Annotated in this window: 9 protein-coding genes; 3 read left to right on the plus strand and 6 right to left on the minus strand. The window is 71.6% G+C overall.

The annotated features are described in order from the left end of the window. The first annotated feature begins 199 nt into the window (after positions 1 to 199). Positions 200 to 5,257 (plus strand): alpha-2-macroglobulin family protein, encoded by a 5,058-nt coding sequence (locus ABDJ40_RS20750; RefSeq protein ID WP_347612513.1) that lies wholly within the window; start codon positions 200 to 202, stop codon positions 5,255 to 5,257. A 72-nt stretch (positions 5,258 to 5,329) separates the two neighbouring features. Next, positions 5,330 to 7,735 carry a penicillin-binding protein 1C gene (gene pbpC / locus ABDJ40_RS20755; RefSeq protein WP_430765668.1) on the plus strand — a complete coding sequence of 802 codons (2,406 nt, stop codon included), beginning with the start codon at positions 5,330 to 5,332 and terminating at the stop codon, positions 7,733 to 7,735. On the opposite strand, the gene ABDJ40_RS20760 is transcribed toward pbpC, so the two are convergent. Continuing rightward, positions 7,736 to 8,464 (minus strand): hypothetical protein, encoded by a 729-nt coding sequence (locus ABDJ40_RS20760; RefSeq protein WP_347612514.1) that lies wholly within the window; start codon positions 8,462 to 8,464, stop codon positions 7,736 to 7,738. It lies immediately after the preceding gene. A gap of 205 nt (positions 8,465 to 8,669) precedes the next feature. Here ABDJ40_RS20760 and ABDJ40_RS20765 point away from each other — a divergent pair, with 205 nt between their 5' ends. Beyond that, positions 8,670 to 9,980, plus strand: coding sequence for a GGDEF domain-containing protein (locus ABDJ40_RS20765; RefSeq protein WP_347612516.1), 1,311 nt, complete (start codon positions 8,670 to 8,672; stop codon positions 9,978 to 9,980). A gap of 76 nt (positions 9,981 to 10,056) precedes the next feature. On the opposite strand, the gene ABDJ40_RS20770 is transcribed toward ABDJ40_RS20765, so the two are convergent. The 5 genes from ABDJ40_RS20770 to ABDJ40_RS20790 all read right to left on the minus strand — a co-directional run bounded on the left by ABDJ40_RS20770 (position 10,057) and on the right by ABDJ40_RS20790 (position 14,536). Continuing rightward, positions 10,057 to 10,878: an HDOD domain-containing protein gene (locus tag ABDJ40_RS20770; protein WP_269631120.1), complete on the minus strand. Its 822-nt coding sequence runs from the start codon at positions 10,876 to 10,878 to the stop codon at positions 10,057 to 10,059. 157 nt (positions 10,879 to 11,035) lie between these two features. Further along, positions 11,036 to 11,797 carry a TSUP family transporter gene (locus ABDJ40_RS20775; RefSeq protein ID WP_430765666.1) on the minus strand — a complete coding sequence of 254 codons (762 nt, stop codon included), beginning with the start codon at positions 11,795 to 11,797 and terminating at the stop codon, positions 11,036 to 11,038. Between the two features lie 398 nt (positions 11,798 to 12,195). After that, positions 12,196 to 13,227, minus strand: coding sequence for a hypothetical protein (locus tag ABDJ40_RS20780; protein WP_347612518.1), 1,032 nt, complete (start codon positions 13,225 to 13,227; stop codon positions 12,196 to 12,198). Continuing rightward, positions 13,224 to 14,171, minus strand: coding sequence for an RDD family protein (locus ABDJ40_RS20785; RefSeq protein ID WP_347612520.1), 948 nt, complete (start codon positions 14,169 to 14,171; stop codon positions 13,224 to 13,226). Before ABDJ40_RS20785 ends, ABDJ40_RS20780 begins: the two co-directional genes overlap by 4 nt. An 89-nt stretch (positions 14,172 to 14,260) precedes the next feature. Further along, a complete protein-coding gene (locus tag ABDJ40_RS20790; protein ID WP_347612522.1) occupies positions 14,261 to 14,536 on the minus strand; it encodes a hypothetical protein in 276 nt (91 codons plus the stop codon). Positions 14,537 to 14,715 lie beyond the last annotated feature (179 nt).

Consider the following 14,715-nt stretch of genomic DNA (forward strand, 5'->3'; position numbering starts at 1 on the left):
AGGGTCGTCAGGCTGCCGGAAGTATGCCCGCGCGGCGCGGCGGGCTCGCCTGCTGTGCGACTGACAGCACCGGGGGCCTGTCATCCCCCCACCAGGAGGGGGCAACAAGGCGCAACAGCCGCGATGCGGCGCGCGCCCGCCGCCCTACACTGCTCGCGCCCCCGATAGAGCGAGGGGCGGGAGTGACACGATGGCAGCGATGGGCAAGGGACTGAAGATCCTGGCGGGCGTGGGCCTGGCGGCGGCGGTGGCCGCGGCAGGCTGGTGGGGATGGCAGCGCCAGCGCGGTGCTCCGGAGGCCAGCGAGGCGGACAGCGGCCCCCTGGCCGCCTTTGCGCTGGCCGACTGCAAGGCCCGGCTCTTCGACGGCTCGCCGGCCATTGCGGTGATGTTCACCCAGGCCCTGGCCGGCGGCCAGGACTTCGGCAAGCTGCTCACCGCCACCGAGTCCGCCCCCAATGAGGAGGCCGACAAGGCCACCCCTGTCGAGGCCCGCTGGGTGCTGGGCGACAACCCCCGCGTGCTCTACCTCCCCTATGTGAAGCCGGAGCGCAAGTTCCGTGTGAAGCTGGCCGGCGAGCTGGCGGCCAAGGCCGGCGCGACCCTGGCCACGCCGCAGACCTGCGAGGTGGCCAGCGAGGCCATGCCCGACGCCTACTACTTCGCCAGCCGCGGCACCGTGCTGCCGGCCGAGATCAACGGCGGCCTGCCCGTCGTGACCGTCAACACGCCCCAGGTGGACGTGCAGTTCCTGCGCATCCGCCCCGAGAACCTCAGCGCTTTCCTGGACCAGGTCGGCGGCCGGCGCGAGCGCCCGAAGGCTGCCAGCTACGAGGAGGGCAGCGAGGACTACGAAGGCGGCTACTACTACGAGGACCCGGGCCGCCGCCTCAAGGGCCGGACCTCCGGCTATGTGCTGGACCAGCTGCGCAGCATGTCCGACAGCGTCTACATCGGCCGCTTCACGACGGACGAACGCCCCAACCGTCGCAACGTCTCCTTCCTGCCCGTCGAGCGCATCAAGGAGCTGCAGGAGCCGGGCATCTACGTGGCGGTGATGAACACGCCGGGCCGCTTTGGCTGGGACTACCAGGTCACGCACTTCTATGTCACCGACATCGGCCTGCACCTGCGCCGCCATGCCGCGCAGCTGGACGTCTTCGCCACCTCGCTCAAGGGCGGCACGGCGCTGTCAGGCATCGAGCTGACCCTGGTGGACGAGGCCGGCAAGGCCCTGCAGCAGCTCAGCAGCGATGGGCAGGGCCACGGCGTCTTCACCCAGAAGCTGGACAAGGCCCGCGTGGTGCTGGCCAAGCGGGGCAAGGAGATGTCCGTGCTCTCGCTCAATGATGCGGCGCTGGACCTCTCCGAGTTCGATGCCATCGGGCATCCCTCGCGCAACAACAAGCTCTTTGTCTATGCGGGCCGTGACCTCTACCGCCCCGGCGAGAGCTTCCAGGCCTCCGTGCTGGCCCGCGACGCCGACGGCCGCGCCTGGGACAAGCCCGTCCCCCTGACCCTGAGCCTCAAGAAGCCCGACGGCAGCAATGCCGCCACCCTGCTGGTGCGCCCGGGGGCCACCGGTGCCGGCTACTACCAGCAGGCCATCACCCTGCCGGCCGACGCCCCCACGGGCCGCTGGCAGCTGCAGGCGCGCGTGGACCCGGCCGCCAGGCAGCCGGACGCGCAATGGAGCTTCCAGGTCGAGGAGTTCCTCCCCGAGCGCATGAAGCTGCAGCTCAGCGCCCCCGAGGCCGTGCTGACGGCCGACACCGCGCTGCGCGTGGACGTGCAGGGCGACTACCTCTACGGCGCGCCGGCCTCGGGCAACCGCGTCCAGGCCAGCCTCTACACCGAGCGCCAGATCAACCCGCTGGCCCGCGCGCTGCCGGGCTTCATCTTCGGCGACTTCGCCGACGACAAGGCCCAGAAGCGCAGCGACGCCGAGGACGACGAGCTGGACGACAAGGGCCACACCACCCTCAACTTCCATCCCGCCCTGAGCGAGCGCAGCTCGCCCATGCTGCTGCGCGCCAGCGTCAGCCTGCTGGAGAGCGGGGGGCGCCCCGTGGTGCGCTCGCTGGAACGCAGCTGGTGGCCGGCCGAGCAGCTGCTGGCCATCCGCCCGCTCTTCGATCGCAATGTGGTGCAGGAAGGCGGCATGGCCGAGTTCGAGCTGACCCGCGTGGACGCCGCCGGCAAGTTCCACGCGGCGGCCGACCTGCAGCTGCGCCTCGTCTACGAGGAACGGCAGTGGTACTGGCGCTATGACGACAGCCGCGGCTGGCACTCCGGCTTCAACACCCAGGAAGAGCTGGTGGAGGCCCGCCAGATCAAGCTGGACAAACGCAGCAAGATCGCGCTGCCGGTGCGCTGGGGCCGCTACCGCCTGGAGATCGCCGACCCTGCCACGCAGCAGACCCTGCGCTACGGCTTCTACGCCGGCTGGGGCGCGCAGGACGCCGACGACGTCGGCAACCGTCCCGACCGCGTGCAGCTCAAGCTGGAGGGCGCGCCCTTCAAGCCGGGCCAGAAGGCGAAGCTCGAGATCAAGCCGCCGCACGACGGCGAGGCCCTGGTGACGGTGGAGGGCGACCGCGTGCTGTGGAGCGAGCGCCTGGCCGTGCGGGCGCGCGGCACCACGGTCGAGATCCCCGTGGCCGAGGACTGGAAGCGCCACGACCTCTACATCACCGTGGCAGCCTTCCGGCCCGGCAGCCAGGGCGACAAGGTCACGCCGGCCCGCGCCCTGGGCCTGGTGCACCTGCCCCTGTGGCGCGAGGACCGCAAGCCCAAGGTGGAGCTGGTCGCGCCCCCGAAGGCCACGCCGGAGCAGTCGCTGCCCCTCAAGGTCAAGGTGCCGCAGCTGGCGGGCAAGCCGGCCCTGGTGACCGTGTCCGCGGTGGATGTAGGCATCCTCAACATCACCCGCTACAAGACGCCGGACCCGCAGGACTTCTTCTTCGGCAAGCACCGCTACGGTGCCGACCTGCTGGACCTCTACGGCAAGGTGATCGAGCGCATGGAGGGCAATGCCGCCCGCCAGCGCTTCGGCGGTGACGCAGGCAAGCGGGACACCCAGAGCCTGCCGCGCAAGGTGCTGCTGGTGGACCTCTTCAGCGGCCCGGTGCAGCTCGACGCCAAGGGCGAGGCCACGGTGAGCTTCAAGCTGCCGGACTTCAACGGCACCCTGCGCGTGATGGCCGTGGTGGCCAGCGCCGACAGCTATGGCAGCGCCCAGGCCGAGACCGTGGTCGCCGCGCCCCTGGTGGCCGAGCTGTCCCTGCCGCGCTTCCTCTCACCCGGTGACAAGGCCACCATCGCGCTGGACGTGAGCAACCTCTCGGGCAGCGCCCGCGAGGTCAAGGTGCGCCTGGAGGCCGACGGCCCGCTGCGCGTGCTCGCCCAGCCCGAACCCGTGCCGCTGGCCGACAAGCAGCGCAAGGTGCTGAGCTTCCAGGTGGAGGCCACCGAGGCTGCGGGCCTGGTGCCGCTGAAGCTGCACGTGCAGGCCGGGGACCTGAAGCTGGTGCGCGAGGCCGCGCTGCAGCTGCAGCCGCTGACCCCGCCCGTGCACGAGCTCAGGCGCACGCGCCTGGAGCCCGGCGCCACGCTGAAGCTCGATGCCAACCTCCTCGACGGCTACTGGGGCGGCTCCGCCAGCGCCACGCTGAGCCTGTCCGACAAGCCCCCCATCGACATCCGGGAGCAGGTCAAGGGCCTGCTGGGCTATCCCTACGGCTGCCTGGAGCAGACCACCAGCAGCGCCTACCCGCTGGCCATGATCGACGAGGAGGCCGCCAAGGCCTTCGGCATGACGCCCGTGCCGCGCGAGGAGCGGGCCAAGCGGCTGGACAGCGCCTTCGGCCGCCTGGCCGGCATGCAGCAGGCCAAGGGCGGCTTCGGGCTCTGGGCCAACACCAGCCCCTATGAGGCCTGGCTGTCGGCCTATGTGACCGGCTTCCTGCAGGACGCCAAGGACGCCGGCTTCGCCCCGCCCGAGAGCATGCTCAGCCGCTCCATGGACAACCTCCTGGAGCAGTTCCAGCGCAGCCCCGGCCAGCAGACCCAGCCGCCCAAGGATCCCAAGCGGGACGACAAGGGCCGCGTGGCCAGCTACAGCGACATCGAGCTGATCCGCATCGCCCACCAGCGCTTCGCCGAGGCGGCCCATGCCGGCTATGTGCTGGCGCGCGCTCAGAAAGCGCCGCTGGCCACGCTCAAGACCCTGCACGAGCAGTACCGCGGCAATGCCCGCTCGCCCCTGCCCCTGATCCACCTGGGCCTGGCCCTCAAGCTCATGGGTGACGAGAAGCGGGCCCGGCAGGCCCTGGACGAGGGCCTGAACCGCGCCTACGGCATCAACCCCGCGCTCGCTCCGTCGCAGGAGGGGTGGTGGTGGGAAGAGTGGCTGGGCGACTACGGCAGCCGCGTGCGTGACCAGGCCATGGCCTATGCCCTGCTGGCCCGCCACGGCATCCAGCACGAACGCCGCGAAGGCCTGCTCTTCGACCTGGCTGGCGACTTCGACCGCCGCCGCTACTTCTCCACCCAGGAGCGCCTGGCGCTCTTCCTGGCGGTGCGAAGCGCCCACGGCCAGGCCGGCGGCGAAGGCTGGAGCGCCAGCCTGCAGACCGGCGCAGCGGCGCCCGACACGCTCAGCGGCAAGGAGACGGCGCAGCGCGACATCGCCGGCACCCGGCTCAAGGCCGGCACCGTGCTGAAGAACGAGGGCAAGGGCTCGCTGTTCGTGGAGCTGCATGCCCAGGGCTATCCGACCAAGCCCCTGCCGCCGCAGACCGACAGCATCGTGATCGAGCGCAGCCTCTTCTCCATCGAGGGCAAACCCGTCACCGCGCGCCAGTTCACCACGGGCGAGATGTTCATCGTGCGCCTGCGCGCCACGGCCCGGCGGCCCATCAAGGACGGCCTGATCGTGGACCGCATCCCGGCCGGCTTCGAGGTGGAGAACCTCAACCTCAGCCAGGGACCGCAGGCTGGCGAGTTCACCGTGGAGGGGCAGAACATCGCCCAGGCCAACGCGAACACGCGCATCGTGCACACCGAGTACCGCGACGACCGCTTCGTGGCCGCCGCGCAGCTGGACGGCAGCCCGCTGGATGTCTTCTACCTCGTGCGCGTGGTGACGCCGGGCCGCTACCAGGTGCCGGCGCCCTTTGCCGAGGACATGTACCGGCCCGAGCTGCGCGGCATCGGCAAGGCGGAGGCCGAGATCACCGTCCTCAACAAGAAATGAAGCCAGGCCCTGACCGTGCTCCCCTGAGCGGCATGCTGGCCTCCTGTCGATGACAGGACCATGCCTGCACGATTGAGCCTGATGCGCCGGGCCCTGCGCCGCCGGGCCTGGTGCGCGGTGGCCGTCTTCGTGCTGGCGCTGCTGGGCCTGGACCGGCTCTTCCCGCTGCCGGCCGCGGCCTGGCCGGACAGCCCGGCGCGGCGGCCGCTGGAGGCCGTGGTGGTGCTGGCCGAGGACGGCACGCCGCTGCGCTACTGGCCGGGCGCGGACGGCGCCATGCGGCACCGGGTCACGCTGGAGCAGGTCTCGCCGCTGTACGTCGAGGCCCTGCTGGGCTACGAGGACCGCGGCTTCTGGTGGCATCCCGGCATCAACCCGGCGGCGCTGCTGCGCGCGGGCTGGCAATGGCTGCGGGCCGGGCAGGTGGTGTCGGGCGGCTCCACGCTGACCATGCAGGTGGCCCGCCTGCTGGACGCCGAGTGCGCCGACCGCCAGCGCAATCTGCAGACTTGCGCCACCCGCAGCCTCGGTGCCAAGGCGCGCCAGATGCTGCGCGCCCTGCAGCTGGAATGGCACCTCAGCAAACGGGAGATCCTCACCCTCTACCTCAACGAGGCGCCCATGGGCGGCATGGTGGAAGGCGTGGAGATGGCGGCGCAGTCCTACCTTGGCAAGTCAGCGCGCGATCTGTCGCCCGCGGAAGCGGCCCTGCTGGCGGCGCTGCCGCAGAGCCCCTCGCGACTGCGGCCTGACCGGCATCCCGCCCAGGCCCAGGCCGCGCGCGACAAGGTGCTGGATCGCCTCGTGAGCCAGGGCATCTGGAGCGCCGCGCAGGTGCAGGACGCCAGGCTGGAGAAGGTCTTCGCGCCACCCCTGCGCTCGCGCGTGCTGGCGCCGCTGCTGGCCGAGCGCCTGCGCCAGCGCGGCCTGAAGGCGGGCGAGTCCGTGGTGCCGTCCCTGCTGGACGCGGGCCTGCAGCAGCGCCTGGAGCAGGTCCTGCTGGACCGGCTCAACACCCTGCCCGAGCAGGTCTCCATCGCCGCGTTGATCGTGGACAACAGCAACGGCGCGGTGCGTGCCTACGCCGGCTCGGCCGACTTCGGCGACATGAAGCGCGCCGCCCATGTCGACATGGTCCGCGGCCTGCGCTCGCCGGGCTCGACGCTCAAGCCCTTCCTCTACGCCATGGCCCTGGACCAGGGACTGGTGCATGCCGAGAGCCTGCTGGTCGATGCGCCGCAGAACTTCGGTGGCTACGCGCCCGGCAATTTCCAGGCGGACTTCTCCGGGCCGGTGAGCGTCTCCGAAGCCCTGCAGCGCTCGCTCAACGTGCCGGCAGTGGACTTGCTGGAGCGCATCGGGCCCGAGCGCTTCGCGGCCCAGCTGCGCGGGGCGGGCCTGCGCCTGCGCATGCCGGCCAATGCGGCGCCCAATCTGAGCCTGATCCTGGGAGGCGGCAGCACGCGGCTGGAGGAGCTGGTGGGCGCCTACACGGCCCTGGCCCGCGGTGGCGAGGCCCTGCAGCCGCGCCTGCAGGCGCAGGACCCGCTGCGCCCGGCGCGGCTGATGAGCGAAGGCGCCGCCTTCATCGTGCGCGAGATCCTGGAGAACGGTGGACGCCCCGGCGCCCCCTTCCGTGAATCCCAGGCCCGCATCGCCTGGAAGACGGGGACCAGCTTTGGCTTCCGCGACGCCTGGGCCCTCGGCGTGACGGACCGCTACACCCTGGGCGTCTGGATGGGCCGCCCAGACGGCACGCCCAATCCCGGCCACTTCGGCGCCAACAGCGCAGCCCCGCTGCTGCGTGATCTGGCCGCCGCCCTGGGCCCTCAGCAGCTCGCACCGCGCCGCCAGCCGGCCAGCGTGCAGGCCGCGCCCATCTGCTGGCCCCTGGGCCGGCTGGCCGCCAGCACGCCGCCGGACCAGTGCCTGCAGCAGCGCATGGCCTGGCTGCTGGACGGCGCCGCGCCGCCCACCCTGCCCGAGCGCGGCGCGACCCAGGGCCTGGAGTTCCAGGTGCTGCTGGAGACCGGCGGGCACGAACGCGTCTCCAGCGATTGCGCCGGCCCCCTGGCCCGCCCCGAGCCCGCCGTGCGCTGGCCGGCGCTCCTGCAGCCCTGGATCGAGAACGCCCAGCGCCATCCGCTGGAGCGCCTGCCCTGGAAGGCCGGCTGCCGGGGCGACGCCCAGGGCGGACCCAGCGCCCGGCTGCGCATCGTGGGCCTGGAGCCCGGCACTGTGCTGCGGCCCTCGCCGGGCCAGCCCCACATCCGTCTGCCCCTGCAGGTGCTGGGCGCGCAGGGCGCCGTGGCCTGGCTGCTGGACGGTCAGCTGCTGGCCTGGCAGGAGCCGGCCGAGGGCAGCGCCCGCCGTGCGCCGCTGCTGCTGCAGCCCCAGCGCAACGGCGAGCAGCAGCTCACCGCGCTGGACGCGCAGGGGCATTACGCCCGGCTGCGCTTCACGGTGCAGGGCTTGTGATCAGAACAGCAGCTTCAGCGTGGCCGAGAACATGCCCGCCTGCTGGCCATAGACCTTGCCAAACAGATAGGCCGCCTGCAGCTGCAGGGCCTGGTGCTCGCGCAGGGTCCAGCTGGCCTGGATCGAGGGGCCGGCGCGGTGGGACTGGCGCTCGGCCGGTTTCCAGTCCCGCCAGTTGCCCAGTTCGCCAAAGCCCTGCACGCCCGCGCGCCAGCCGGGATGCAGCGGCCAGCTCAGCTGCCATTGGTACTTCAGCTCGGTGCCGCTGCGGGCCAGGTCGCCCCAGCCGTGCTCCAGGATCGCCGTGGCCTGCACGCGGGCCAGGCCCCATTCCGTCTGGCTGACCAGGCCCAGCTCCAGGGCATGCCCCTGCTCCGCGCCGTGGCTGCGGACCAGCTGGGTGTGCAAGGCCAGGTCCCAGTCGCCATGGCCGTCGTCCAGGCGGACCTGGTTGAGCCAGTTCCAGGTGTCCAGGCGCACGGCCTCCTCGCGCGTGCCCTCATAGCTGGCCAGCAGCGTGCTGGTCCAGCGCTCGCCGAAGCCGTAGGAGAGCGCCAGTTCGGGCCACAGCACCGCGGGGCCGCCGCCGCGTGTCTTGACGGTCCAGTAGCGCAGCTCGGTCCCCACTTGCCCGGCCTGGGCATAGGGCGCGAGCACGTAATAGCCCGGATCGGCCCGTGCAGGCACGGCGCCGAGCCACAGCGCGCAGGTCAGGCTTCCCAGACGCACAGACATCCTCGGCATGACACTCCCTGGACGGTTCTGCCCCGAAGGCCGGGGTGCCTCACTGTAGCGAGGCCTTGCCAATTTGTGCCGCGCTTCGGGGACAGATGCACGGTCCAGGCCACAAAGTTCCGGGCAATCCCGGGTGGGCGAGCCGCCCGAATCGGCCGATGCTGAAAGGCCGGCAACGTTTGCAGTGCCGGTGACACCCATGAACGCCACGCCTGCCCTGCTTATGTCGCTGAAGTCCCGCGCCCTGCTGGGCCTGCTGACGCTCGGTCTTGCGCTGGTGCTGGTCATGGGGGGCTGGCATGTGAGGCGCGAGCTGCACCTGGAGGCCGAGCAGGCCGAAACCACGCAACAGCTGCTGCCCCTGCTGTACGCCGAACCCCTGTCGCGGGCCGTGGCCGGCAACCAGATCGCGGCCGCCCAGCGCCTGCTGGAGACGCTGGTGAGTCGCCACGAGCTGCAGTCGGCGGTGCTCAAGGGCCGTGACGGATTGCGCCTGCTGTCCGGCCCGGACGTGCTGCCCGGGCCGGACAGCCCGCACAGCGAGTTCGCCCTGCGCCTGCCGGGCGATGGCGAGGAGCTGGGCCGTGTCCGCGTGGTGGCCCCCGAGCTCAATGTCTGGGGGCAGCTGAGCAAGCCGGCCATGCAGCACTGGCTGCTGCAGCTGCTGGCCCTGGCGCTGACCCTGGGACTGGGCGCGGCCCTGCTGATCGACCGCCTGCTGCTGCGTCCGCTGCGCCGCATGGCCTCCGACATGGAACGCTTCGATCCCAGCCGGCCGCCCAGTGAATTCAGCTGGTTCGATGACGGGCAGCCCGCCCGCGCACCGGCCGAGCTGCAGCAGATCAACCGCGCCATGGCCCATGTCCACCAGAGCGTGGACCAGCAGCTGCAGCGCAAGCAGCGGGAGATGCGCGAGCTGAGCGCCCAGGTGGCGCAGCAGGCGCGCGCCTTGCACGAGGCGCAGGCGGCGCTGGACCTCAAGCAGCGCGAGCTGGCCCAGCTGGCCCGCCACGACGCGCTGACCGGACTGGCCAACCGCCGCGAGTTCGACGACGCCCTGCGCCGCGAGTTCAAGCGCGCCCAGCGCCAGCAGTCCCGCCTGGCCCTGGCCGTGCTGGACCTGGATCACCTGAAGGCCTACAACGAGCTGCACGGTCACGCCGCCGGCGACGAGGTGCTGCGCCGCTTTGCGCGCCTGCTGGGCGAACGCTTCAAGCGCGACACCGACCTGGTTGCGCGCCTGGGCGGGGAGGAGTTCGGGGCCCTGCTGCCCGGCTTCGACATCGCCTCCGCCCAGCACATGCTCGAGAGCCTGCGCGAGGACTGGCGGCGCCTGTCCCTGCCGCATGGGGCGAGCCCGGTGGACGAGGTGGTGACGGTGAGCATCGGCCTCGCGGCCTATGGCCCCAGCCACCCCTATCTGAGCCCGCTGGCCCTGATGCAGGCGGCCGACGAGGCGCTCTACATCGCCAAGCACGCCGGGCGTGACCGGCTGAGCCTGGCGGCCTGAGCGGCTCCGCCCATCGGCCCGCATCGGGCATGAAAAAGCCGGCAGGACGCCGGCTTGCTGCATTCGCGGGGAAGGCTCAGTCCCGGCCGTGCGCCTGGGCTTCCAGCAGCTGCTCGCTGACACGGCGCGCCGCGCGCAGCACCAGGGTCTCGTCCAGCTGGGCCTGCGGGGCAATGGCCTTGGCGATTTCGTCCAGGCGCTCCGGCGCATTCATCAGGGACCAGGCAATCACGGAGATCGCGCAGACGCTGCGGCGCTGCAGGGTGTCCGGCATCAGCAGGCTGGTCTGCACTTCCACATGGCTGCGGACGCTGGCTACCGAGGCCGGCGCGAGACCCCAGCTTTCGCACAGGGCGGCGCCCAGGGCGTCATGGCTCACGCCGAAGGCGGTGTGCTCCAGCTTGACCAGCTCGGCGTCTTCCTGCGTGGCGCGCAGCATGGCGGGGTAGTGGGCGGGAGCGTGGCGGTAGAGCACGGCCTTGCCGCATTCCTCGAAGAGGCCGGCCGAATGCGCCGCCCAGGGGTCCACGCCCAGCATCTGGCCCATGCGGCCCATCAGCAGGCCGCGCTGCGAGGCGCGGGCCCAGACGGGGTCCAGCTCAGGGGCGGGCGGGAAGGCGGCGCGCAGGCCCATCTCGAAGGTGATGGCGGCCACTTCGCGCATGCCCAGGTAGGTCAGGGCCTGGTGCACCGTCTGTACCCGGCCGCGCAGGCCGTACAGCGAGGAATTGACGGCCTTCAGCACGGCGGCGGCGAGGGCCATGTCGGTCTCGACCAGGGCAGAGACGGCCAGGAGGTCGATGTCGTCGGCGGCCATCAGCAGGGACAGCTTGACCAGCACCTCGGGTTGGGTGGGGATCTCGATGTCGAGAGTGCGCAGTTCAGGATCAACAGACATGGGCGGCCTTGCTTGGTACGTGAGAGCGTCTCCAGGGCCGGCCGGCAAGTGCCGCGCCTGCCCTGGGAGGCGTGATCCGGCAATGGTAGCGCCGTGGGGCGGCTGTCGCGGAATCTTGTGACGCCTGGAGACGAATCTCCGTCCCCAGGGCAGGGAATCAGCGCAGGAAGGCGTCGTAGCTGGTCTTGAGGATCAGCGCCCCCACCACCAGCACGAACATGCCGCGCACAAAGCCCGTGCCGCGGGCCAGGGCCATGCGCGTGCCCAACAGGCTGCCGATGACGTTGGTGACCGCCATCACGGCGGCGATGTGCCACCAGAGGTGCCCCTTCATCGTGAACAGCAGCAGAGCGGCGGCATTGGTGGCGGTGTTGAGCAGCTTGGCGCTGGCCGAGGCATGCAGGAAGTCGAAGCCCAGCAGGCGCACGAAGAGGAAGACGAAGAAGCTGCCCGTGCCCGGCCCGAAGAAGCCGTCGTAGAAGCCGATCACGCCGCCGATCAGGCTGGCCAGCAGCATTTCGCTGCGGCCGCTGAAGCGCGGGGCGTGCTCGCGGCCCAGGTCCTTCTTCGCCAGCGTGTAGAGCAGCACGGCGCCCAGGATCAGGGGCAGCAGCTTGCGCAGGCCTTCGGGGCTGACGAGGGTGACCGTCCAGGCGCCGCCGAAGCTGCCCAGCAGGGCGGCGACGGCAGCCGGCAGCAGGGCATGCCAGGGCAGGGTGACGCGCGCGGCGTACTGCCGGGTCGCCCAGGCCGTGCCCCAGATGGCCGCACCCTTGTTCGTGCCGAACAGCGTGGCGGGCGTGGCCTGCGGGTAGACGCTGAAGAGGGCGGGGACCAGGATCAGCCCCCCTCCGCCGACGACGGCATCGATGAATCCGGCCAGCAAGGAGGCGAGGGCGACGGTGACAAGGTCCAGCATGAGGGGCGAGCGTCAGGAGAGGCGCGACCGGCCGCATGGCGGCAGCGCACCAATAAAAACGGGCACCGATGTGGTGCCCGCCGATTGTGACAGTGGCGCGCCACGGTAGTGGCGGCCCCGTCTTGTTTGTCTCCTCAGCCCCCGTAGGCGAGCACTGCAAGCGCAGCGTCCGCGTCGAGTGACGCCAATGTAGAGGCCGGCTCCCATGCACGCACTTGGGGTTTTTACCGTAGGTCAAGCACCGCGCTGGTGCGTCATGCGCCCTTCAGGGGCCACGTTTCTCTATGGAAATGGCAACGGCAGGCTGCAGGGGCGACGGTCCGGACAGGGGATCGCTGTCCCCTGATCCAGGGGCGCCGGCTGCCTTTGCGCGGCATCAGCGCCACTTCAGCGCCACTTCAGCGCGGCGACAGGGGGTTGAACAGGGGCTTGAAGCCGAAGGGGTCGGGGCTGGCGGGGTCCACGCTGACCCGCACCGCGTGCACCTCCTGCTCGCCGAAGACCTGCAGGCGCAGCAGGTTGCGCAAGACCTGACCCTTGCCGGGCTCCTTGACGGCCTTGAAGGGGCGGTCGATCACGAAGCGGTGGCTGTCACCATGGACCAGCAGGACGGGGCGGCCCCAGTCCTGGACCAGGGGCAGCAGGCCCTGCTCGAAGAGCCGGGTGAAGCCGCTGTGGCTGGGGAACTCCATCCACTGGTTGGCACCCAGGAAGGGGTCGGCCTGCATGGCGATGACCACGGCGCGGGCATCCAGGCTGCGTGCCCGCTCGAAGCCGGCCTGCAGCCAGGCCAGGTTGGCCTCGTTGCGCGCGAGGAACTCCTGCACGGCGGCCAGGTCGCGGGGCTCGAAGCCGTTGTTGGAGCCCGGCACGTTGAGGGTCAGGAACAGCACGCCCTCGCGCTCGAAGCGCAGGTTCTCGCGGAAGCGGGCATGGGCCGGCTGCAGGTCGGCCTGGCGCTGCACGGCCAGAGGCTGGCGGCCCAGGCTGCGCGGGGCGCCGAAGAACATCTCGCGCAGCGTGTCCAGCCGCTCCTGGGGCGCATAGCCGCCGGCTGCGGGGCGGTGGCAGTCGGTCCATTCGTTGTCGCCAGGCGTGTAGACCAGGGCCGAGTCGAACTGGTTGAAGAAGGCGCGCTGGCGGGCGAATTCCTCGTCGCTGCAGGGGCTGCTGCCGCTCTTGAAGTCCCCCACGTGCAGGCTGAAGGCCGGCGCCTGGGCATTGATCAGCTGGATCAGCTGCTGGTAGACGGGGTAGGCGGTGTCGGCGGGGCCGTAGGGCATGTCGCCCAGGGCCACGAACTCGAAGGGCCGGGGCGCCGCGGCGGGTTCTTCGGCCCAGACCGGCGCAAGGCCTGATGCGCCGGTCAGGCAGGCTGACAGCAGGGCCAGCCGGCAAAGTGAGTGGCGGAGTCTCTGGCGAGGCTTCATGGGGCGGATTCCGGGCGAGGGGCGGTGCTGGGGTCGTCGAGGGTGGGTGCCGGCGGTTCTGCGGCTTCTGCGGACAGGGGCAGGCGGTCCGTCCGTCGCAGGTCCAGCACCACGGTGTGGGCGGCCTTGTCCTGCAGGGCCTGGCGGTTCGCGTCCCAGGCCAGCTGTGCGAAGCCCATGCCGCCGGTGCCCATGCTGGCCAGGTAGCCGCCGTAGCGGCTGAAGCTGCGCATCAGGGTCATGGGCTTGCCGCTGAGCTCGGCCACCTTCAGGCCCATGAGGCGCTTGCCCACGGTCTGCCCCGGCCACAACACCGGCAGCAGCGTGAAGTAGACGATGGCCAGGCTGAAGCGCAGGCCCACCGCGCCCAGCGCCTCGTCCAGCCACTGCCGGGGCTGGAAGCCGCTGTGGGCGCGGGCCGCCTCCTCGGATTGGCGCAGGCGGCGGATCTGCGACTCCAGCTCGGCGATGCGGCGGCTTTCGGGGCTGGCGGCACTGGCAGCCGATGCGGCGGAGGGAGGCGGGGCGGTGGCATCGGCCCGGGCCTCGTCCTCCTCGGGGGGGTCTTCGGCCGGCGCGCTTGCGGCCGGGCGGGTGGCGCGGGGCTTGTCCTCGACGGCCTCGCGCAAGTCCACCCAGAGGCCGCGCAGGCCCAGCGCCAGCAGCAGTGCAACCGCCAACCACCAGAGGGGTGAGGGCGGGCGGCGGGCATCGCGGCGCCGGATCTGCAGCCAGGCGGCCAGGGCCACGCTGCCCAGCAGCATCCAGTTGCCCAGGGAGGAGGCCAGGCCGATCAGGGCCAGATCCAGGGCCATGGCCCAGGCCCTCTGCGCCGGCCGTGCCAGCGCATGGCCCAGCAGGGAGGGGCTGACATTGACGTCCTCGGGGGTGACCCAGTCGCGGCGCGGCGAGGGCTGGATCAGGGCGGGCAGGCGCAGGCGCATCAGCGGGCAGGGCGGCGGCGGTGGTGGTGGAGGCTGCCGATTCTGCCGCGTGATTGCGGCGCCATGGGGTCAGATCGTGCCTGGCGTCTTCAATCGTCTTCCAGGCTGTCGCAGCCGGCCGTCGGGCAGAGCAGGCCGATCTGGCTCAGCAGGTCCAGGGCGTCGTCGCGCCAGTCGGGGGCACTGCCGGCATCTGCCGTGGCCGGCGCAGGCGTGCTGGCGGTCTGCAGAGGCGGGCCGGCGGCCGGTCCGCCTGCCGGTGCGGTCGGCGCAGGAGGGCCGGACGTGGTGATCGGCGCGGGCAGGGGTGGCGCCTGAGCCGCGAGCGTCCCGCCTGCCACCGGGGCGGCGTGCGTGACCTGCATCTGCGGGGCTGGCGCTCCGTCGCCGTGACCAGCCGCCCGGTCATGGGGCCGCGGCGAGTCCTGCCAGAAGCCCAACAGCACGGCAGTGATCGCAAGGGCAAAGAACGCCGTGGTCTTCATGGAAGGGGCAGAGCTGTGACAGAGGCCGCAGCATGCGGCGTGCGCCTGAGCGGCTCGCG

It is taken from the genome of Roseateles flavus (genome assembly GCF_039872765.1).
GTDB lineage: Bacteria > Pseudomonadota > Gammaproteobacteria > Burkholderiales > Burkholderiaceae_C > Roseateles_B > Roseateles_B flavus.